At 62.7% G+C, this 20,185-nt stretch carries 19 protein-coding genes; 5 read left to right on the forward strand and 14 right to left on the reverse strand.

The genetic code is table 11. From position 1 onward, the window contains the following. Position 1: 1 nt before the first annotated feature. From hpaH to JQ611_RS13680, 4 genes are read right to left on the reverse strand one after another with little or no spacing between them, the layout of a single operon-like run. Positions 2–805 (reverse strand): 2-oxo-hept-4-ene-1,7-dioate hydratase, encoded by an 804-nt coding sequence (hpaH, locus tag JQ611_RS13665; RefSeq protein ID WP_212465728.1) that lies wholly within the window; start codon positions 803–805, stop codon positions 2–4. Positions 806–808: 3 nt separating this feature from the next. After that, the gene (locus JQ611_RS13670; RefSeq protein ID WP_212263416.1) at positions 809–1,669 is read right to left on the reverse strand and encodes a fumarylacetoacetate hydrolase family protein; all 861 of its coding nucleotides are present in this window, start codon (positions 1,667–1,669) and stop codon (positions 809–811) included. Between the two features lie 10 nt (positions 1,670–1,679). Next, on the reverse strand, positions 1,680–2,297 hold the full coding sequence (locus JQ611_RS13675) for a flavin reductase family protein (RefSeq protein WP_212465729.1): 618 nt from the start codon (positions 2,295–2,297) through the stop codon (positions 1,680–1,682). Positions 2,298–2,307: 10 nt separating this feature from the next. Then, positions 2,308–3,285: a tripartite tricarboxylate transporter substrate binding protein gene (locus JQ611_RS13680; protein WP_212390515.1), complete on the reverse strand. Its 978-nt coding sequence runs from the start codon at positions 3,283–3,285 to the stop codon at positions 2,308–2,310. 167 nt (positions 3,286–3,452) lie between these two features. Between JQ611_RS13680 and JQ611_RS13685 the strand changes: the two genes are divergently transcribed. Next, the gene (locus JQ611_RS13685) at positions 3,453–4,253 is read left to right on the forward strand and encodes an IclR family transcriptional regulator (RefSeq protein ID WP_212390516.1); all 801 of its coding nucleotides are present in this window, start codon (positions 3,453–3,455) and stop codon (positions 4,251–4,253) included. Between the two features lie 45 nt (positions 4,254–4,298). On the opposite strand, the gene cbbX is transcribed toward JQ611_RS13685, so the two are convergent. The 7 genes from cbbX to JQ611_RS13720 all read right to left on the reverse strand — a co-directional run bounded on the left by cbbX (position 4,299) and on the right by JQ611_RS13720 (position 12,333). After that, entirely contained in the window at positions 4,299–5,177 is an 879-nt protein-coding gene (cbbX, locus tag JQ611_RS13690; protein WP_212465730.1) for a CbbX protein, read from the reverse strand. 134 nt (positions 5,178–5,311) lie between these two features. Further along, positions 5,312–5,731, reverse strand: coding sequence for a ribulose bisphosphate carboxylase small subunit (locus JQ611_RS13695; RefSeq protein ID WP_192736655.1), 420 nt, complete (start codon positions 5,729–5,731; stop codon positions 5,312–5,314). Positions 5,732–5,743: 12 nt separating this feature from the next. Then, on the reverse strand, positions 5,744–7,204 hold the full coding sequence (locus JQ611_RS13700) for a form I ribulose bisphosphate carboxylase large subunit (protein WP_192736926.1): 1,461 nt from the start codon (positions 7,202–7,204) through the stop codon (positions 5,744–5,746). 55 nt (positions 7,205–7,259) lie between these two features. Next, positions 7,260–8,342, reverse strand: coding sequence for a class II fructose-bisphosphate aldolase (fba, locus tag JQ611_RS13705; protein WP_212465731.1), 1,083 nt, complete (start codon positions 8,340–8,342; stop codon positions 7,260–7,262). 34 nt (positions 8,343–8,376) lie between these two features. Further along, complete coding sequence (gene tkt / locus JQ611_RS13710) at positions 8,377–10,407, reverse strand: transketolase (protein ID WP_212390519.1); 2,031 nt, start codon at positions 10,405–10,407, stop codon at positions 8,377–8,379. Further along, positions 10,404–11,279 carry a phosphoribulokinase gene (locus JQ611_RS13715; RefSeq protein WP_212263409.1) on the reverse strand — a complete coding sequence of 292 codons (876 nt, stop codon included), beginning with the start codon at positions 11,277–11,279 and terminating at the stop codon, positions 10,404–10,406. Before JQ611_RS13715 ends, tkt begins: the two co-directional genes overlap by 4 nt. Before the next feature lie 13 nt (positions 11,280–11,292). Beyond that, the gene (locus JQ611_RS13720; RefSeq protein ID WP_212465732.1) at positions 11,293–12,333 is read right to left on the reverse strand and encodes a class 1 fructose-bisphosphatase; all 1,041 of its coding nucleotides are present in this window, start codon (positions 12,331–12,333) and stop codon (positions 11,293–11,295) included. A gap of 148 nt (positions 12,334–12,481) precedes the next feature. On the opposite strand from JQ611_RS13720, the gene JQ611_RS13725 reads away from it, so the two are divergent. Both JQ611_RS13725 and JQ611_RS13730 read left to right on the forward strand, forming a co-directional pair. After that, the gene (locus JQ611_RS13725; RefSeq protein WP_212263407.1) at positions 12,482–13,453 is read left to right on the forward strand and encodes a LysR substrate-binding domain-containing protein; all 972 of its coding nucleotides are present in this window, start codon (positions 12,482–12,484) and stop codon (positions 13,451–13,453) included. A gap of 65 nt (positions 13,454–13,518) precedes the next feature. After that, complete coding sequence (locus JQ611_RS13730) at positions 13,519–13,902, forward strand: YkvA family protein (protein WP_212263406.1); 384 nt, start codon at positions 13,519–13,521, stop codon at positions 13,900–13,902. Between the two features lie 39 nt (positions 13,903–13,941). Here the strand turns inward: JQ611_RS13730 and JQ611_RS13735 are convergent, their stop codons facing one another. After that, a complete protein-coding gene (locus JQ611_RS13735) occupies positions 13,942–16,365 on the reverse strand; it encodes a TonB-dependent receptor domain-containing protein (RefSeq protein ID WP_212465733.1) in 2,424 nt (807 codons plus the stop codon). Between the two features lie 126 nt (positions 16,366–16,491). Beyond that, positions 16,492–17,865: a histidine kinase gene (locus tag JQ611_RS13740; RefSeq protein ID WP_212465734.1), complete on the reverse strand. Its 1,374-nt coding sequence runs from the start codon at positions 17,863–17,865 to the stop codon at positions 16,492–16,494. A gap of 229 nt (positions 17,866–18,094) precedes the next feature. On the opposite strand from JQ611_RS13740, the gene JQ611_RS13745 reads away from it, so the two are divergent. Then, positions 18,095–18,715, forward strand: coding sequence for a response regulator transcription factor (locus JQ611_RS13745; RefSeq protein ID WP_212465735.1), 621 nt, complete (start codon positions 18,095–18,097; stop codon positions 18,713–18,715). A gap of 34 nt (positions 18,716–18,749) precedes the next feature. Continuing rightward, positions 18,750–19,595, forward strand: a complete 846-nt coding sequence (gene fghA / locus JQ611_RS13750; RefSeq protein WP_212465736.1) for an S-formylglutathione hydrolase — start codon at positions 18,750–18,752, stop codon at positions 19,593–19,595. 16 nt (positions 19,596–19,611) lie between these two features. On the opposite strand, the gene JQ611_RS13755 is transcribed toward fghA, so the two are convergent. Next, on the reverse strand, positions 19,612–20,124 hold the full coding sequence (locus JQ611_RS13755) for a DUF3280 domain-containing protein (RefSeq protein ID WP_192736665.1): 513 nt from the start codon (positions 20,122–20,124) through the stop codon (positions 19,612–19,614). Positions 20,125–20,185 lie beyond the last annotated feature (61 nt).

Below are 20,185 nucleotides of genomic sequence, written 5' to 3' on the forward strand. Positions count from 1 at the left end.
CTCAGACGAATTGGCAGGAAACCGATCCGAACGGACCGTAATCGGCATGAAACGTATCGCCCTTGCTGATTTCGACCGGGCGCGTAAAGGATCCCGCCAACACCACTTCGCCCGCAGCCAGGTGCTCGTCATGGAGAGCCAGCCGGTTGGCGAGCCACGCCACGCCATTGGCCGGGTGGTTGAGGACGCCGGCCGCGATCCCGGTCTCTTCGATTTGCCCGTTGCGAAACAGCAAAGCTCCGATCCAGCGCAGATCGGCCTCCAGCGGCCGGAACGGCCGGCCGCCGACCACCAGCGCCGCGTTCGCCGCGTTGTCGGAGATCGTATCGGTGACCTTGCGCGGCGCCTTTGTCTCGGGGTCGACCCGGTGCATGCGCGTTTCGAGAATTTCCAGCGCAGGTGTGACGTAGTCGGTGGCGTTGAGCACGTCGAACAGCGTGCAGTCCGGCCCCTTCAGCGGCGCCTTCAGGACGAACGCCAGTTCGACCTCGATGCGCGGGGCGTGAAAGCGGTCGAACGGGATGGTGCCGGCGTCCGAATAGAACATGTCCGCGAACAGCACGCCGAAGTCCGGCTCGGAGATACCCACCGCGTTCTGCATCGCCTTCGACGTCAGGCCGATCTTGTGGCCCTTGATGATGCGGCCGCGCGAAAGCTGCAGCCTGGTCCACGCCCGCTGGATCGCATAGGCATCCTCGATCGTCAGTTCCGGATATTCCGACGTGAACGCAGGGATCAGCGATTTGCTGCGTTCGGCCTCGTCGAGACGCTGCGCGAGGCGGTCGATGGTTTGCTGGTCGAGCATGATCTAGGCCTCCGCGGCAACGACGTTGCGCAGGATACCGATGCGGGAGGATTCCACCTCGACCACGTCGCCGGGCTTCAGCCAGCGGGGCGGATCGAACCGCGCACCCGCGCCGGTCGGGGTGCCGGTTGCGATCATGTCGCCCGGCTTCAGGGTCGCGAAGGTGGAGAGATAGGCGATCAGGAAGTCGAACGGAAACATCAGCCGCTCGGTGGAATCGCTCTGCCGCACCTCGCCGTTGACGCGGGTGACGATATCGTGCGGCCCGCGCGGATCGCATTCGTCGGAACTGACAATCCACGGCCCGACGCTGCCGGAGCGATCGAAATTCTTGCCCTGCGTGACGTTGAATTTGCCGTGATGCAGCCAGTCGCGCACGCTGCCTTCGTTGCACAGCGTCATGCCGAAGATGTGGTCGAAGGCCCGCTCGCGCGGGATATGGCGCCCCGCCTTGCCGATCACGATGACGAGTTCGCCCTCGTAATCCAGTTGCTCGGAAATTTTCGGCTTCTCGATCGGCTGACCGGAGCCGACCACCGAGGACGGATTACGGACGAACAGGCTGGGATATTTCGGCAGGTCCGAATTGTCTTTGTATTCAGCGTTGCGATCCCGGTAGTTGACGCCGATGCACCACAGCTTTTCCGGGGCCGGGATCGGCGACCGCAAGGTGAGATCGCCGAGCGCATGGTCCGGCGCTTGTCCGGCGATGGCGGCACGCGCGGCCTCGAGGCCGTCGCCGGCAATCAAGGTCCGCAAGTCGGGAAACTTGGTGCCAATTCGGCTGCTCAGATCGACGACACCGCCGGCAACGGCCGCGCCGAAGCACGGTCGTCCGTTGGCGTGATAGCTCAGGAGACGCATTTGGCTTCCTTCAGGATTCGGATTTCGAGGTCTGGAAAACTGGCTTCAGGGTGACGATCTCGCCGAGCCGCGCGTAGCGCGGACCGCCGATGCGTGCGATGGGGTCCAGCGCCTCGGTCTCGATCTTGCCGTTCTGCAGCAGCCCGTCGCGGACGTGGAACACCAGCACTTCGCCGACAATCAGCCGGCTGCGGGTTTCGCCGAATTCGAGGCATTGCCGAAAGCGGCACTCCATCGCGATCGGTGCTGCGGCCAGACGGGGCACCCTAATGCGCTCGCTCGGCAGCGTCTCGAGTTGCAACTCCTCGACCTCACTGACTTCGGGCGGATGCTCGGTGGAACTCTCATGCACCGCAATCATCAGGCTCGAATCGGCGATGTGGACGACGTATTCCTCGTTGTTGAGAATATTATGTGCCGTGTCCTTGTAGATTCCAGCCTTGTGGCCGACGCTGATCGCCAGCATCGGCGGCTTCGGCGAGACAAAGGTAAAGGCGCTGAACGGCGCAAGGTTGACGGTGCCGCCGCCCGACAGGCTGGTGACCCAGGCGATCGGACGCGGCACCACGATGCCGGTGATCAGCCGGTAGGCCCGCTCGGCATCGAGGTCTGACGGATCGATCCGCATCGCAGGCCCCTCAATCGGACTTGATGTTCGCCTTGCGGACCACCGGGATCCATTTGGCGTCCTCGGCCTCGAGATAGCTCTTGAACGCCGCCGGCGTCATCGTGACGGCCTCGGCGCCGAGCGTATTGAACTTTTCGACGATCGCGGGATCCTTCAGGATCGTCGCCATCGTATCGTGCAGCTTCGTCACGATCTCAGCGGGCGTACCTGATGGTGCGAACAGGCCGGTAAAGGTCTGGCCGTCGAATTCCTTGTAACCGAGTTCGGCGAAGGTAGGCACGTCAGGTATCCACGAGGCGCGGTGGCTGCCGGTGACGGCAAGTGCGCGCACATTTCCATTCTTGATGAAGGGCAGTCCGACCGAAATCTGGTCAAAGGCAAACTGCACCTGGCCCCCGATCAGATCGTTGATGGCGGGCGCGTTGCCGCGGTAATGCGCCGTCACCCATTGGATGCCGAGCGTCGACTGTACGAGTTCGCTGAGCAAATGATTGGTGGTGCCGGCGCCGGGCGAGGCCATCGTCATCTTGCCGGGCTCGCGGCGAGCGAGATCGAAGAATTCCTTCAGATCCTTTGCCGCGACCGACGGATGCACCTCGAGCACCAATGGCGTCATCGAAATCGAGGAGATGGGCAGGAAATCGCGTTTCCAGTTGTAGGCGTCGCGCTTGGCGATCTCGGGGGCGAACAGCACCGGTCCGTTGGCGCCGACAAACAGCGTGTAGCCGTCGGGCGTCGACTTCGCGAATGCCTCGCCGGCAATCAGACCGCCGGCACCGGCCTTGTTTTCCACGATGAAGGGCTGCCCCAGCATCGTTTGCAGCTTGTCGGCGATGATGCGCGCGGCTCCATCGACATTGCCGCCGGCCGGATAGGGCACGATGAGCTTCACCGACCGTGCCGGCCATTGCTGGGCCGCGACCGGAGCGCTCGACAGCGCCGTCATCAATGCCGTGACCGCGATGCCGGCGATGGCGAAAAATCTCATTGCATCCTCCCGAAAGGCCTAAGCAGCTGGAGCAATCCGCTGCCTCGTTGTTGTGGGCGAGCTTCAGCCCGTCCGCCTATACGTTGATCCGATCTTGCCCCGCGGGCTTCCCTTGTCGATGGAATTGTGGTGTTTTTGTCCACATTATGGACATCGGACGAACCTGGATGACGGATGGACGGCGGCGTGACAGACCGGAGCCGCAGCAGGGCGGGCAGGCGATCCGCCGCGCCTTGACCGTGTTGCGGATTCTAGCGGCCGGCCGGGAAACCGGCGTGCCGTTGTCGGAGGTCGTTCGGGCAACGTCCCTCACCCGTCCCACCGTCCACCGGATCGCGCAGGTGCTGATCGAGGAAGGCATTGTCGAGCGCAGCGCCCAGACCGGACGCTACGCGATCGGCCGCCAGGTGGCGGAACTGGCGCTGGCGCGGCAATCGCGCTCGCCGCTGCTGGTCGCGGCCGAGCCTTATCTGGCGCGGGCGTCCGCACAGCTCGGCGATACCTTGTTCCTGACGGTGCGCACCGGGCTCGATACGCTGTGCGTCGCGCGGCGCATCGGCTCATATCCGATCCAGGTGCTGTCGATCGAGGTCGGCGCGCGGCGGCCACTCGGGGTCTCCAGCGCGGGCGTGGCCATTCTGGCCGCGATGCCGGCTCCGGAGGCGCGCGGGATCGTCCTCGCCAACGAGGCACGATTCATGGCCTATCGCACCGACCTGCCGACGGTACTGGGACAAATCCGGCTCGCGCGGCGCCGGGGCTATAATTTGCGCGACGTCGGCCTCGTGCAAGGAACGAAATCGCTCTCGGCCTGGATCAGGAGTCCCGACGGTCAGCCCGCGGCGGCGATTACCCTTTCCGCGGTAAGAAACAGGCTGAGCCCGCGCCGTGCCGTCGAAGTGTCGGATGTCCTCATCGCCGCTGCACGAGAGATCGAGCGAACCATACCGAATGCGTCAGGCGGCTAACGGGCGGACTTCCGAACGAAACACAGCGTAACATCGGACTCTAGTCTAGGACTTGTCTTTCAAAAACACCCGGCTGGCGAGCACGTCCGACGCCTGCAGCGACATCACGTCGTCGGCGTCCAGCATGCGGTCGAGATCGGCGACGAGACGATTGGCCTGCCGCAGCCGCATGCGGTCGAGCGCGTTCCGGATCGAGCGCGCGTTGGAGAACAGCGGCTGGGTGACGCGTGCCGCGATGTAGCGGGTGAACGCCTCCCGCGCCTCGTCGCTGAACTTGTAGTTCATGTCGTGCAGCATCAGCTCGGCGATGGCGAGCAGCTCATCATTGGAATAATCCGGAAAATCGATGTGATGGGCGATGCGGGAGCGGAAGCCCGGATTGCTGGCGAAGAATTTTTCCATGCGGTCGCCATAGCCGGCAAGGATCACCACCAGATCCTCGCGCTGCGATTCCATCACCTGCAGCAATATCTCGATCGCTTCCTGGCCGTAGTCGCGTTCATTGTCCGGCCGATTGAGGTAATAGGCCTCATCGATGAACAGCACGCCGCCCATCGCCTTCTTCAGCACCTCCTTGGTCTTGGGCGCGGTGTGGCCGATATATTGCCCCACCAGCTCATCGCGGGTGACCGAGACGACATGGCCGCGGCGGACGAAACCCAGCCGGTGGAGAATGCCCGCGATCCGCAGCGCCACCGTGGTCTTGCCGGTGCCGGGATTGCCGGTGAACGACATGTGCAGCGTCGGCGTGTCCGTGGTCAGATTCATGCGCTTGCGGATACGTTCGATCAATAGCAGCGACGCGATCTCGCGAATGCGGGTCTTGACCGGCTTCAGCCCGATCAGCTCGCGGTCGAGCTGGGTCAGGATCTCCTCGATGCCGACGGCCTCGAGCTCTTCGCGGAGATTGACCCGGTCTGTCATTGGTGAGGCATCCAAATCCATGTGCGAACCACCTTTCGAGAAAAAAACTCCGTCGCCACCCTTATGGCGACGGAGCAGTACTTCCGGCTGGGGTCGATGAGGGAGCACCGCCGGCCGGCAGGGTAAAAGGTGAGCTAGCCGTAACGACCGCCTTCCGGGCGATCGACCGCGTAGGACTTCGTGGTGTAGCGAATGTTGCGGCCGGCCATCTCGTGCCGCTCGAGGCGGAAGCCGGGTTCGTCCTTTGGCCGGTTGACGATGAAGGACAGCCGCACCGATTCCCAGCCGTGGCTGTTATCGAACGCCGACATTCGGATGTAGCTGTTGCCATATACCTTGCGGCATTGAGCGAGCTCCATCATCACGCCGGCAGCGTCGCGGAGATCGAACATCGGCAATCCCCACATCTCCCAAAAACTGTTGCGGGGATGGGGGTCGTCGGTGAATTCGATGTTCACCGCCCAGCCCTTCTCCAGGCAATACTGGACCTGGCGGGTGATCTGCTCGTCGGTGAGGTCAGGCAGGAACGAGAAGCAGCCCTGGGTGACACGCATAATATCAGCTCCTTACATTGCGACGCTGGGTGTGGGGACGTAGTCCGGCATGTCGGTCGATTCATAATTGAAGGTGACGTTCTTCCAGACCTCGAGCGCCGATTTCAGCGGCGTGCAGGTCTCTGCCGCCTTGGCGAGAATTTCCGGCCCTTCGCGCAGATAGTCGCGGCCCTCGTTGCGCGCGAGGATCATCGCTTCCAGCGCCACGCGGTTGGCGGTAGCGCCAGCCTGAATGCCCATCGGGTGACCGATGGTGCCGCCGCCGAACTGCAGGATCACGTCTTCGCCGAGATGATCGAGCAGCTGGTGCATCTGCCCGGCGTGAATGCCGCCGGATGCGACCGGCATCATCCGGTTGAGGCTGGCCCAGTTCTGGTCGAAGAACACGCCGTGCTCGAGCCGCACCGGATTGTAGTCCTCGCGGCAGATGTCGTAATAGCCGCGCGTGGTCGCCGGATCGCCCTCGAGTTTGCCGACCACGGTGCCGGCATGAATATGATCGACACCCGCGAGCCGCATCCATTTCGCGATGACGCGGAACGAAACACCATGACTGCGCTGCCGCGTATAGGTCGAATGCCCTGCCCGATGCAGATGCAGGATCATGTCGTTGCGGCGCGCCCATTTCGCCATCGACTGGATCGCGGTGTAGCCGATGACGAGATCGATCATGATGATGACCGAACCGAGTTCCTTGGCGAATTCGGCGCGTTCGTACATGTCCTCCATGGTTCCGGCGGTGACGTTGAGATAGGTACCCTTGATCTCGCCGGACGCGGCCTGCGCCTTGTTGACCGCCTCCATGCAATAGAGGAAGCGCTCGCGCCAATGCATGAACGGCTGCGAGTTGATGTTCTCGTCGTCCTTGGTGAAGTCGAGCCCGCCCTTGAGCGCCTCATAGACCACGCGTCCGTAGTTGCGGCCGGAGAGCCCAAGCTTCGGCTTCACGGTGGCCCCGAGCAGCGGGCGGCCGAACTTGTCCATGCGCTCGCGCTCGACCACGATGCCGGTCGCGGGGCCCTGGAATGTTTTGACATAGGCCACCGGCAGCCGCATGTCTTCCAGCCGCAACGCCTTCAGCGGCTTGAAGCCGAACACGTTGCCGATGATCGACGCCGACAGATTGGCGATCGATCCATTCTCGAACAGGTCGAGATCGTAAGCGATGTAGGCAAAATATTGCCCCGGCGAGTTCGGCACCGGATCGACGCGGTAGCACTTTGCGCGGTATTTCTCCGCCGCCGTCAGCCGGTCGGTCCACACCACGGTCCAGGTCGCGGTCGAGGATTCGCCGGCCACCGCCGCCGCGGCTTCGATCGGGTCGACACCATCCTGCGGCGTGACCCGGAACAGCGCGATGATGTCGGTGTCCTTTGGCACATAGTCGGGCTCCCAATAGCCCATCTTCTTGTATTCCATAACGCCTGACTTGTAGCGTTCCTTGCCGCGAATGGTCATCGAGTGCTGGTTCATACTGGTTTCCTCATGTTGCGTGCGGCGGCTGGTCGGGACCGTGGGGATCAAAAGGTCATGCGGCATTGGTCATCTCCCCGATGCGTGGATCGAGCGCGCCGGAGCGATAGCGTCTCGCCATCTCGGCCAAGGGAACGACCTTGATCTTCGAGGCGTGACCAGCGGTGCCGAATTGCTCGAAGCGCTCACGGCAAAGGTCGCGCAGCGCGTCCATCGCGGGCTTGAGGAATTTGCGTGGGTCGAATTCGCTTCGGCTTTGCGTCGCGACCTTGCGGAACGCCGCGGCCATCGCCAGCCGGCAGTCGGTGTCGATATTGACCTTGCGGACGCCATGCTTGATGCCGCGGACGATCTCCTCGACCGGCACGCCCCAGGTCTGCGGCATCTCGCCGCCGAACTGGTTGAACATGTCCTGCAGCCGCTGCGGCACCGAGGAGGAACCGTGCATCACCAGATGCGTATTTGGCAGCCGGCGATGGATCTCCTCGACCACCCGCATCGCGAGGATATCCCCGTCCGGCTTGCGCGAGAACTTGTACGCCCCGTGCGAAGTGCCCATCGCGATCGCCAGCGCATCGACTTTGGTGGCGCGGACGAAATCGACCGCCTGGTCGGGGTCGGTCAGCAGCTGATCGCGGCTGACCTCACCCTCGACGCCGTGACCGTCCTCCTGTTCGCCGCCGCCATGCTCCAGTGAACCGAGCACCCCCAGTTCGCCCTCGACCGAGGCGCCGATCCAGTGCGCCATGTCGACCACGCGGCGGGTGATGTTAACGTTGTAGTCGTAATCCGCCGCAGTCTTGGCGTCGGCCTTGAGCGAGCCGTCCATCATGACGGACGTGAAGCCATGCTTGATCGCGGTGGCACAGGTTGCTTCCTCGTTGCCGTGGTCCTGATGCAGACAGAGCGGAATCTGCGGATGCATCTCCTCCAGCGCGTCGATCATCTTCGAGAGCATGATGTCGTTGGCGTAGGAGCGCGCACCGCGCGAGGCCTGGATGATGACGGGCGCATCGACGGCAGCCGCCGCCTCCATGATCGCAAGGCCCTGCTCCATATTGTTGATGTTGAACGCCGGCACGCCGTAGCCGCGCTCGGCGGCATGATCCAGCAATTGCCTCAATGTGATCCTGGCCATCGGCCCCTCCGTGTCGTTGTCTGTTTGCAGGCGATCATGTGTCGTTCACCGCCATTCTCGCGCGCGCGATGCAGCGCAGGGCAGCCTTCGCTACTCCGTCAGCGGTGATGCCGAACTCGCGGTAGAGCGTTTCGGCCGGTGCGGAGGCGCCAAAGCCGGTCATGCCGACGAATTCGCCGTCATCGCCGAGCCAGCGCGCCCAGTCGCCTTCGACCGCGGCTTCGACACCGACCCGCGGCACGCGTCCGAGCACCGCGGTCCGATATTCGCGCGATTGCTGGCGAAACAATTCGAAGCACGGCGCCGAGACCACGGCCGCGCGGACGTCGACGCTTGCCAGCAGTTCGGCCGCGTGCATGGCGATCGATACTTCCGAGCCGGTGGCGATCAGGGTGACGTCACGGCCTTCCTCCGGATCGACCACGACGTAAGCGCCGAACGCGACCAGATTCTGCTCGCCGGCTTCGCGGAACGTCGGCATCGCCTGCCGCGACAGGCACAGCAGCGACGGGCTATTTTGGGCGCGCAACGCACAATCCCAGGCTTCTGCGGTCTCAATGGCATCGCCGGGGCGAAACACCAGCAGGTTGGGGATCGCCCGCAGCGATGCCAGATGCTCGACCGGCTGGTGAGTGGGGCCATCCTCGCCCAACCCGATCGAGTCGTGCGTCATCACATGGATGACGCGGATACCCATCAACGCCGCCAGCCTGATCGCGGGGCGGCTGTAGTCGGCGAAGCTGAGAAACGTACCGCCATAGGGAATGAAGCCGCCATGCAACGCGATACCGTTCATCGCCGCCGCCATCGCGTGCTCGCGGACGCCGTAGTGAATGTAGCTGCCGTTGAGACAATCGGCCTGCACCGGCCGATGTGTCTTGGCGCGCGTCAGGTTGGAATGAGTCAGATCGGCGGAGCCGCCGAGCAGGTTCGGCAACGCCTCGGCGATTCCGTCGATCACCAGCTGCGAGGCCTGCCGGGTCGCGATATCAGGCCGCTCGGCGGCGAAGCGATCGCGCAGGCCCGCCATCGCGTCGACGTAGCCGCACGGCAGATTGCGATTGAGGGCATCGTGAAACGGCGAGCGCGCCACGGCACAGCGCTTGGTCCGCTCGATCCAGCTGCGGCGGGCGGCATGCCCGCGTGCGCCGGCGTTGCGCCATTGCGTCGCGATATGCTCCGGAACCTGGAACGGCGGATGCGGCCAGTTCAGCGCATCGCGGGTCTTTGCGACTTCATCGGCGCCGAGCGGCGCGCCATGGGCTTTTTCGCTGCCCTGGCGGTTCGGCGCCCCGAAGCCGATCAGCGTGCGGCAGGCGATCAGCGACGGCCGGTCGCTGGTGCGGGCCCGTTCGATGGCAGCGGCGATGGCTTCGGGGTCGTGGCCGTCCATCCGGCAGGCCGACCATCCGGAGGCCTTGAACCGTGCGAGCTGGTCATCCGAACACGACAGCGAGGTCGCGCCGTCGATCGAAATCTCATTGTCGTCGAACAGCACGATCAGGCGATTGAGCCTGAGATGGCCCGCCAGCGAGATCGCCTCATGGCTGAGGCCCTCCATCAGGCAGCCATCGCCTGATATCACATAGGTGAAGTGATCGACGTAGTCGTCGCCGAAGCGCGCGTTCATCAGCCGTTCGGCGAGCGCCATCCCCACGGCCGTGGCGATGCCCTGCCCGAGCGGCCCGGTGGTGGTCTCGACGCCGGGGGTATGGCCATACTCGGGATGTCCCGGCGTTTTCGATCCCCATTGCCGAAAGGCTCTGAGCTCGTCCGAGGTCACGCCCTCATAGCCCGTCAGGTGCAGCAGCGCATACAGCAGCATCGAGCCGTGACCGGCTGATAGCACGAAGCGATCGCGGTCAGGCCATGCCGGGTCGGCCGGATCGAATTTGAGGAATCGCGAAAACAGAACGGTGGCGACGTCAGCCATGCCCATCGGCATGCCCGGATGACCGGATTTCGCCTGCTCGACCGCATCGATCGCCAGAAAGCGGATCGCATTGGCCATCTCCGCGTGCGAAACATCCGGATAGCCGGCAATACGGGACAGGGGAGCGTTCATGTCGTGCGCCTCTTGCGTTCCATCAGTTGCAGGATCAGCGGGGTGAGAATGAGCTGCATCGCCAGATCGAGTTTCGCGCCGTGGATCACGATCGAATTGGCGCGCGACATGAAGCTGTGCGGAATCATCGACAGCAGGTACGGAAAATCGATGCCGCGCGGATTCCTTAGGCGGATCACCACCATCGATTCATCCGGCGTTGGAATCCAACGCGCGATGAACGGGTTCGACGTATCGACGGTCGGCACGCGCTGGAAGTTGATGTCGGTCTCGGCGAATTGCGGACAGATGTAGTTCACGTAGTCGGGCATGCGCCGCAGGATGGTGTCGGTCACCGCCTCCGCGGTATAGCCGCGGGCGCTGCGGTCGCGGTGCAGCTTCTGGATCCATTCCAGGTTGATGACCGGCACGACGCCGATTTTGAGATCGGCATGCTGTGCGACGTTGACCTTGTCGGTGACCACAGCGCCGTGCAGTCCTTCGTAGAACAGCAGGTCGGAATTCTCAGGCAATCGGCGCCAGTCGGTGAACGTGCCCGGTTCGGCGCCGTACAGTTTCGCCTCTTCGTCGTCGTGGATGTAGTGACGCGTCGTTCCGGTGCCGGACTCGCCGTAGTCCCGGAACACCCGTTCCAGCTCGACGAACAGGTTGGTTTCCGGGCTGAAATGGCTGAAATGCTTGTTGCCACGCTCGGCTTCCTCCAGCATTTTCGTGCGCATCTCGAAGCGATTGTAGCGGTGGAAGGCGTCGCCTTCGATATAGGCCGCAACCACCTTTTCGCGGCGGAAGATCTGCTCGAACGTCTTCTTCACCGACGTCGTGCCGGCGCCCGACGAACCCGTGATTGATATGATGGGATGAGCCCGCGACATGTCGTTCGCCTCGTCAGAGAAACAGACCGCGCCGCGCAAACAGCGGTGCGTCGCTATTGTCGAACATCGGTTCGATCCTGTCGTGAATGGCCGTAACGTCGCGCACGTGGTGCACGGATCCCATGATCAGCGGCACCCGCTGATGCGGGGTTTTCGCAGCCAGTTCCAGAATTCGCCGGCGCCCGGTCGACGCCGCGCCTCCCGCCCATTCCATGATCAGCGCCATTGGATGGGCTTCGTACAGCAGGCGAAGCCGCCCTTCCCGATAGCTCGGGCGGGCATCGGCCGGATAAAGGAACACGCCGCCACGCACCAGGATGCGAAGCGCTTCGGCCACCAGCGAACCGATCCAGCGCATGTTGAAATCCGCCTCGCCTCCGCCGCTGGTGCCGGAGAGGCACTCGTCGATATAGGTGCGGACCGGCCCGTGCCAGTGGCGGTGATTGGACGCGTTGATGGCGAACTCCGGCATATTGCGAGCGATCTGCACGGCCTGCCGGGTCCGCACGAACTCCTGCGCGTGGCGGTCGAGCATAAAGACATCGACGCGCGCATTGAGCGCGAGGACGAGCGTGGTCTGCGGACCGTAGACGATGAAACCCGCGGCGCACTGCGCCGTGCCGGGCTCGAAGAAGGTCGAAAGCAGGTCATTGCCCCTGGGGCGGATCGAAAAGATGGTGCCGACCGAGATATTGTTGTCGAGGTTGGCCGACCCATCGAGCGGATCGATCGCAACACAGAACGGCGCCGAGGGACGCAAGGTTTCCGGCAGCGCCGCTTCCTCGGAAAGAACCGCCGCCACCGGGGTGCCGCGCAAGGCGCGCCGTATCATTTCATCGGCGGCGACATCGATATCCTTTTGCTGATCGCCGTCAGGATTGATGCCGCCGTTCTGCCCGGTGATGCCTGCGAACGGTCCATCCGCGATCAACCCGGCAAGTTCGATGGAAGCGGCGGCAATCGCCTTGATCACGTCGGCAAGCGCAGCGCCATGCAGCGGCGTCTGCAACGCGGACCGATCGAGATGTGAACGCAGCGTCACGCGCTCGTCCATGGCCGTCTCCCCTGTGCCCTCTTTCGGGGGCTCTCAAGCGTCTCGCCGGTTTGGCAATCCGCGATGTCAAAGGAAACGCAGTTTGCCGAATTAGTAAAATTTTGTTATCTTTGGTCTGAGCAAAGTTTTTGTTATAAAGGGTGCGGCGATGGCAGGCCGGTTATTGCGGGAAGTGACGATCCGCCAGTTGCGTGCACTGGCCGCTGTTCAAAAAAGCCGATCGGTCACATCAGCGGCCAAACAGCTCCACCTCACCCAGCCCGCGGTCACGCTGCAGCTTCGCAATTTGCAGGCACTCGCCGGGCTGCCGCTGATCCAGCGCACCGGCGACGGCATGCTGCTGACGGATGCCGGGCGCGAAGTGCTGGCGCTGACTGAGCGGATCGAGGCGGCGATATCAGATTGCGAAACCACGATGGCGATGATGGCGGGGAAGACGGCCGGCCGCATCTCGATCGGCGCCGTCAGCACCGCGAAATATTTCGTGCCGTTCATGATTTCAGGATTTTCGAAGCGTCACCCGGACGTCGAAGTCACGCTCTCGATCGGTAACCGGCAGGAGATCGGCACGGCGCTACGCGGCTACGATCTCGACTTTGCGATCATGGGCCGCCCGCCGGCCGACATCGACATGAACGTTCACCTGATCGGCGATCACCCCCACGTCATCATCGCGCCGACGGGACATCGGCTGGCGCGAAAATCCCGCATCGCGCCGGGCGAGCTTGCGAGCGAGACTTTCCTGACGCGCGAACCCGGATCCGGAACGCGCGGCCTGATGGAGCAGCTGTTCGAATCCGCCGGCATTCGTCCCAAGATCGGCCTTGCCATGACCAGCAACGAGACCATCAAGCAGGCCGTGATCGCAGGTTTGGGCATTGCATTCATTTCCGCGCACACGGTGGCTACCGAACTCGACGAACGGCGATTGACTGTGCTCGACGTTGATGGCCTTCCCGTGGTCCGGCAATGGTTCGTGCTCGCCCGCAAGGACAAGGTCTTGCTGCCGCCGGCGCAGGCGATGCTCGATTTCCTCAGCACCAGGGGCAAGCAGTTTCTGCCGCGCACCTATGGCCGCCTGCGTCTCACCCGGCCATCAACCCGCAAAAAGCGCGGCTGAAATGCCCCGCAAGTTCTGCTCACGCTGCTACCTTGGCCAAGGAACCCGGTACTCTGGAAGGCGCAATGCTCTCTCGTATCAAATCGTGGGCGAAGGGCCTGAAACGCGACGCTCACGCGATCTATCTCGCGTCCCGCGATCCGCGCGTGCCGTGGTACGCGAAGGCGCTCGCCATTGCCGTTGCCGGATATGCGCTGTCGCCGATTGACCTAATTCCGGACTTCATCCCCATCATCGGTTATCTCGACGAGTTGATCCTGCTCCCTTTGGGCATCTGGCTCGTGGTGACGCTGATTCCCGATGAGATCATGGTCGAGTATCGCGCCAAGGCGAACGCGGCCGCGCAGCGTCCGACCAGCCGGGCAGGAATGGCTGTTATCATCCTGTTGTGGATTGCAGGCGCATTGGTGTTGGGATGGATCGGCCATGCCTGGTGGAACCGGCCGTGAAGGCCGGCTTTGATCGGCATCCCGTGACGCGCCGTTCGTTTAGAACGTCGCCTTCAGGCCTGCGTAGAAGGCGCGCGGCCGCGCCGGGCTGAGCGAACGCGCATCGGTGAAGGGCGCACCGCCATTGGCGAAGTTGGGCACGTCGCCCGTATCGAAGAAGGTGCCGAAGGTCGCATAGCGGTTGTCGAAGATGTTGTCCGCACGGGCGTAGATCTGGAACGTCTTGTTGATCTGATACGAGGTGTGCAGGTTGAAAACCGCATAGGACGGCAGGCGCTGCGCCTGATTGGATTCGTCGCCCGCAAAGTACTGGTTGCCGACGAACAGCGCATCGCCTCCGACCTTGAAGGCGTCTGTGACCGAATAGTCGATGCCGAACTTGATCCGGTTGCGGGGGATCGCCGGAATTCGATTGCCCGGCAGGATCTGGACATTGCCGTTGTCGTCGGCGAACGGGCTGTTGGAGCCGACTTGCAGCACATCGAGGAAGCGCGCATCCACGAGGGCATAGCTGGCATAAAGTTGCAGTGTCTTCGACGTCAGATTGACCTGGGCCTCGATGCCCTGGCGCCGTGTCGAACCCACGTTCTGGAAGTAACCAAATCCCTGCAGCTCCGGGCTCGGAATCGCGAGGATATCATCGGCATTGGTGGCGCGGAACGCACCAACTTTCCAACTCAACGTTCCGATATTCAGCTCCGACGTTCCGCGGAAGCCTGCCTCGATGGTGCGGGACACGACTTGTTTCAGCGGCGGGTCGGCGATGAGGAATGCGGCAATGAGACAGGGGCGCAAGGGGTCGGCGCACGCAAGCTCCAGCGGGGTCGGTGCTCGATTGGCCTCGGAATACCCCGCATAGGCAGTCAAGGCGGGTGTGATCTTGTAGGTGCCGCCGATCATCGGATTGAAGCGGGTAAACGTATGCTCGCCGTTGAGCGCCGTACCGATCTGATCCTCCAGCTTAATATGCGCATGGTTGAACCGGCCGCCGCCCGTGATCGAAAATCTATCGGTAACGTCGAACGTGTCTGACGCGTAGAGCCCGGTGTAGCGGTTGGTGGCGCGAAGCGAAACCGGGCCGATCGCGATCGGCTCGCCGGATGGTCCGAGATAGATGCCGCTGCCGTTGACGACGTAGTTCGAACCGATGGTGCCGAGTTCGGCGCTGGCCCCGAACCGGGTGACGCCGGAGTCGATACTGGCGCCGACCATGAACTGATTGTTGTGCCCGAACAGCTGGTCGGTATTGGTTGCCTGCAGGGTTGCCCCCGTCGTGACCGAACGGGTTGTGGTCCGGTCGATCTGTCCCAGCACGGCGTTGTCAGGGAAGGGATTGGCAAGCTGGACGCCGTTCAGGCCATTCGCCGGGACGTCGTCGTCGTTAAAGCAAAGCAGGCCCGGATCGGCCGCGCATCGCTCCGTCTCGGTCGGATTGCCATCCACCGTTTTTTGCCTGAAAGCGCGGACGCGCGCCGAGCCTTCGATCGTCCAGGTCGGCGTGGCCTCGACCTTTCCGGTCAGATTGGCATATGCAACCTGGTTGGATGTCGTCTGCGGCGTGGTGTAGGTGGCGCCCCAGTAGTTCTGCAGCAGTTCAGCCGGCACCGTCGCAGCCGCGCCGAAATTGTTCTTGGCGACGCCCACATTGAGGTGAAATTCACTGCTATCGGTCCGGTAGCCGACATCGCCGTAGAACCGGCGAATGGCCGACTCCGAAAAATTGCGAAAGCCGTTGTCACGCACGCCTTCCAGCGCGCCATAGACGGAAAAATTGTCGATCTGCTTGCCATACTGCGCCGAACTCTGGATGCGCCCGAACGAACCGCCCATCGTGTTGATTTCGGCGCCGCGATAGTTGAAGCCATCCTTCATCTGAACGTTGACGGCGCCGCCCAGCGCATTGAGACCGAAGGCGGGATTGTTGGTGACGACGGTGACCGACCTGATCGCGGCCGTCGGGATCAAGTCCCAGTTGACGGTGTCGCCGAACGCTTCGTTGACGCGCACGCCGTTCTGGTAAACCGCCAGTCCCTGAGGCGTACCGGCGACCGGAGATGCGACGAAACCCCGAAACTGAATATCGGGCATGAACGGATTTCCGGTCGTATCACTGATGATGATACCCGGCACCTGTTGCTGTAATGCGTCCGCGATGTTGAGCGAGCCGGTGCGCGTAATCTGTCCGGCTCCGACCGCATTGACGCTTGCCGCCACCTTGTCGACATCCATTCCAGAACCCGCCGTCGGCGTGGGCGCGGTCGGATAGACGAAAACCCTGCGGACGTTCCTGGTCGCCCGGGGCGCATTTCTGCTGCGGGCGGGCCTGGCAGCTGTCCCCGGCGAAACCACCTCGATCGCGGGTAGGACCTCGGTCGCACCGGGCGCGTCCTGGGCTTGAGCACAGTCACTCCCGGGAACCAGACACAGTGATATTGTCCCGATAAACAGGAACCGCGCGCCCATTTTACTTCGTCCCGTCCCAATCCGGCTGCATTGATGTCCGCCGGTACGCCGCCGGCGATCTTAGGGCGTCAAAAAAAGTTGCGCACCATACAAAACGTCCCGAACGAGGTCGGGAAAAATTCCCGATCATCGCCCCACGTCTCGGGGAACCAAGGCCTCGACCGTTACGCCGCGATCTCCTGATGCAATCGTAAGCGAGCCGCCCAGCGCCAAAATGCGCTCGCGCATGCCGGTTAGCCCGAAGCCCAGCTTGTGATCGGGCCCCAATCCGTTGCCATTGTCACGAACCCGCACCAGCGCGCCGCCGCGGCCGGTACGCGCAAGCCCCACAGGCAGTTCGGCCGGTTCAACGCTTACCTTGATGCTGGTCGCACCGGCGTGGCGAAATACATTGGTCAGCGCTTCCTGAATGGTGCGGTAGATCGTCAGATCAGCCGTCTCGCCGGTGTCGCCCAAGGAGGGCGAGATCGCCGTTTCGATAGCAACTTCGGGGTGCGACTCGCCCCACAGGCGCAGCAGCGCGCCGAGCGCCTCGCGAAGGCCGAGTTCCGTCAGTCCCACGGGGCGCAATTTTTCAAGAACCCGCCGATTGGACGCCTGCAAGGCATTCAGCTGTTCCAATATGGCACTGCCGTGCCTTCGCGTGGCCTCCGCGCTCGGATCCCCCACCTCCGCAATCCGCGTCAGCGCGCTGGCGTGCACCCGCAACGCGAAGAGATAGGGTCCAAATTCATCATGCAGTTCGCGGGCAATTTCCTTGCGTTCGACATCCTGCAGCGAGACGACGCGCTCGGCGAGGCGCCGCTTGTCTTCAACGGCATCGCCCAGAGTGGCCGCAAGGTGATTCAACTTGTCGCAAATGGCAACGAGTTCCGGCGGCCCGTCCGGTTTCACGCGCGTGTCGTAACCGCCGGCTTCGATCTTCGCCATCGCACCCGAAAGGGTCTGGATCGGCGCGAGCGCCCGGCCAACGACCCTGCTGGTAATGAGGAAAAGAACGATCGCAATCGCGGCGCCGATCAGGAGCTGGGTGAATATCCCGTCCCAGATTTCGGCCACCTCGTCGTTCGGATGCGACGTGATCAGCAGCGCGTCCGGTTTTCCCTTGATCGAAATCGGCACGTTCACCGTGGTCTGTTCGGGGTGAACAAGCCTGACAAACCATGCCGGCGGCGAGCGTACGTCGGCATTGTCGTCCGGCTTGTCCGCGATCCCGGATCTTGCGATGGCTTCGCTCTGTCGCGTGATGCTGACGTGACGCAGCTTGTTGAGGTCGTGGACAATCTGGTTCAGTCGCGCTTCGGGATCCGGCGCCTCTTTTAGTCCTGCAACGATCGTATCGATGAACTCGCGCGCCAATCGTATGACGCTTTGATCTTCAGCCTGAACCCGGGGCCCGGCCTCGAGCACCAACCGCGCAACATTGATGGCCAGACCAAGCGTGAGGACGAGCGCGAGCAGCAGGTTGATCCGGGCACGTAACGAAAGCTTTTGCCACATATCATTTGTCCAGGAGTGAAATCGCCTTTGCCTGAGAGCGAACTCGTCTTCAATTCATCATCGAGCAGAGCGTTGACAGATAAAACCGGCGTCTATCTAATCGAAGCGTATAGCAACATCGCCCGGGTTGCATGACCATCGACGGCAGGTATCGCCCCGAAGTCTGCGCCGGTGTTTCACCTGATGCGGTGCACAACGGGATTGACGCGGCTATTCGGGACCAATGCCAATGCGCGTTCTGATCGTAGATGATCATCGCATCGTCGCTTCGGGCTGTCGTGCCTTGTTCGCGGACGAGCCGGAGATCGATGTCGTGGAAGCCTCCGACGCGGAGAGCGGCGAGCGCGTGTTCGGCGAACTGCATCCCGATATCTGCGTGCTCGATATCAACCTGCCGACGGTGTCCGGCTTCGAACTGGCGCGACGCCTGCTCGGGCGCGATGCGTCGGCGCGTATCATCATGTTCAGCATGAACGATGACCCGGTATTCGCCGTGCGCGCCATCGACGTCGGCGCCAAGGGTTTTGTCTCCAAGACCGGAGATCCCCAGGATCTTGTTGACGCCATCCGCGAGGTAGCAAAGGGCGGGGTCTATTTGCCGCCGGCGATCGCGCAAAGCATTGCATTCGCCGGACCCTCGTACGCAAGGAGCCCGCTTTCAAAACTGACGGCGCGCGAGATGGAGATACTTCGCCTGCTCAGCGCAGGCAAATGCCTGTCCGAAATCGCGTGGCTGGTCCATTCCTCCTACAAGACCGTCGCCAATACATCCTCGATCATGCGCCACAAACTCGGCGTGCGCACATCCGCCGAACTGGTGCGGCTGGCCATCGACAACGGCGTGGCCTAAAGACGGCGCGACGCGGCACGGCAACGGAGAGTTCATGACAGTCCAGACGGTTTCGCTCAACAAATCGCATGGCGGCACGCAAGGCGTTTACAAGCACGCCAGCGCCGAGACCGGGACCGACATGACGTTTTCGGTCTATGTCCCTCCCCATCAGGATGGCGCAAGGCTGCCGATGGTCTGGTATCTATCGGGACTGACCTGCACCCACGCCAACGTCACCGAAAAGGGTGAGTTCCGCAGCGCCTGCGCTGAACTCGGACTGGTCTTCGTCGCGCCGGACACCAGCCCGCGCGGCGACAAGGTGCCCGATGATCCCGCCGGTGCCTACGATTTCGGGCTCGGCGCCGGCTTTTATGTCGACGCAACACAGGCGCCGTTCGCGCGTAACTACAGGATGTGGAGTTATGTCACGGAAGAACTGCCGAAACTGGTCGCCGCGAATTTCCCCGTCGATGCCGGGCGGCAATCCATCCTCGGTCATTCGATGGGCGGCCATGGTGCACTGACCGTCGCACTGCGCCATCCCGACCGGTACCGCGCCGCCAGCGCCTTTGCGCCGATCGTTGCTCCCTCACAAGTACCGTGGGGCATCAAGGCGCTGGGAGGCTATCTCGGCGGCGACGGGCAGGCCTGGCGCAAACATGATGCGGTTGCGTTGATCGAGGACGGCGCCAGATTCTCCGATCTACTGGTGGATTATGGCGACGCCGATTCGTTTCTTGCCGAACAGCTTCGTCCCGAGTTGCTGAAAAGCGCCTGCGAGAAGGCTAACATTCCGCTCACGCTGCGCCGCCAGGGTGGTTACGACCACAGCTATTTCTTCATCTCCAGCTTCATGGGCGACCATCTGCGCTGGCACGCCGCGCGCCTGAGAGCCTGAAATTTTGCGCAGTCCATTATGGCTGGGGCCTGCCATAATTGGGCGCCAGCAGCCGGTTGCGCACGAGATAGCTCGTCGCCCGTGTCCAGGATTCATCGGTGTTGCCGCGAAAATCGGCATTCATTGCGGTGATGAGCTGTCCAGTGTGGGCGTCGCGCACGAAGATGGTCAGGTTGAGAATAAGGGTCGAGATCTTCTTCATGACACCTGTGATGACGAGATCCGCGCCGATGCGTTGCGCATACTGGACGTCGCAACCACCGCATGCCTGCAGATTGCTGCCCTCAGCGGCAGCTTTCACCGGCGAGATGTCCAGAAGCTCGAACTTGCTGGATTCCGTCAACTGCCGGCGCACCAGATCGCTGATGCGGATCAGTCGATCATGCTCGTCGGCCTGGGGCCCCCTCATCTCGCCTTCGAGGCTGGTGTCCAGCAGCTCGAAATCGAAAATCGCGAGCTTCGGCGGATCCGCACGCGCCGGCACCGACACCAGCAGCATCAGCGCGGCAAAGACAAACTGCGCTCTCATGAGCGTGATCCCTCACATCGACGGTCGAACAACGACGAAATGCGGACTTGCAAGCTAGAAC

It is taken from the genome of Bradyrhizobium sp. AUGA SZCCT0182 (assembly GCF_018130185.1).
Taxonomy (GTDB): Bacteria; Pseudomonadota; Alphaproteobacteria; order Rhizobiales; family Xanthobacteraceae; genus Bradyrhizobium.

Coding starts and splice junctions, on each gene's coding strand:
- cbbX (WP_212465730.1), bottom strand. CDS start 5,177: ATGACAGACCGGGTCAATCTCCGCGAAGAGCTCGAGGCCGTCGGCATC.
- JQ611_RS13720 (WP_212465732.1), bottom strand. CDS start 12,333: ATGGACGAGCGCGTGACGCTGCGTTCACATCTCGATCGGTCCGCGTTG.
- hpaH (WP_212465728.1), bottom strand. CDS start 805: ATGCTCGACCAGCAAACCATCGACCGCCTCGCGCAGCGTCTCGACGAG.
- JQ611_RS13675 (WP_212465729.1), bottom strand. CDS start 2,297: ATGCGGATCGATCCGTCAGACCTCGATGCCGAGCGGGCCTACCGGCTG.
- JQ611_RS13670 (WP_212263416.1), bottom strand. CDS start 1,669: ATGCGTCTCCTGAGCTATCACGCCAACGGACGACCGTGCTTCGGCGCG.
- JQ611_RS13715 (WP_212263409.1), bottom strand. CDS start 11,279: ATGTCGCGGGCTCATCCCATCATATCAATCACGGGTTCGTCGGGCGCC.
- JQ611_RS13745 (WP_212465735.1), top strand. CDS start 18,095: ATGCGCGTTCTGATCGTAGATGATCATCGCATCGTCGCTTCGGGCTGT.
- JQ611_RS13755 (WP_192736665.1), bottom strand. CDS start 20,124: ATGAGAGCGCAGTTTGTCTTTGCCGCGCTGATGCTGCTGGTGTCGGTG.
- JQ611_RS13700 (WP_192736926.1), bottom strand. CDS start 7,204: ATGAACCAGCACTCGATGACCATTCGCGGCAAGGAACGCTACAAGTCA.
- JQ611_RS13735 (WP_212465733.1), bottom strand. CDS start 16,365: ATGGGCGCGCGGTTCCTGTTTATCGGGACAATATCACTGTGTCTGGTT.
- JQ611_RS13740 (WP_212465734.1), bottom strand. CDS start 17,865: ATGTGGCAAAAGCTTTCGTTACGTGCCCGGATCAACCTGCTGCTCGCG.
- tkt (WP_212390519.1), bottom strand. CDS start 10,407: ATGAACGCTCCCCTGTCCCGTATTGCCGGCTATCCGGATGTTTCGCAC.
- JQ611_RS13725 (WP_212263407.1), top strand. CDS start 12,482: ATGGCAGGCCGGTTATTGCGGGAAGTGACGATCCGCCAGTTGCGTGCA.
- fba (WP_212465731.1), bottom strand. CDS start 8,342: ATGGCCAGGATCACATTGAGGCAATTGCTGGATCATGCCGCCGAGCGC.
- JQ611_RS13685 (WP_212390516.1), top strand. CDS start 3,453: ATGACGGATGGACGGCGGCGTGACAGACCGGAGCCGCAGCAGGGCGGG.
- JQ611_RS13730 (WP_212263406.1), top strand. CDS start 13,519: ATGCTCTCTCGTATCAAATCGTGGGCGAAGGGCCTGAAACGCGACGCT.
- JQ611_RS13680 (WP_212390515.1), bottom strand. CDS start 3,285: ATGAGATTTTTCGCCATCGCCGGCATCGCGGTCACGGCATTGATGACG.
- fghA (WP_212465736.1), top strand. CDS start 18,750: ATGACAGTCCAGACGGTTTCGCTCAACAAATCGCATGGCGGCACGCAA.
- JQ611_RS13695 (WP_192736655.1), bottom strand. CDS start 5,731: ATGCGTGTCACCCAGGGCTGCTTCTCGTTCCTGCCTGACCTCACCGAC.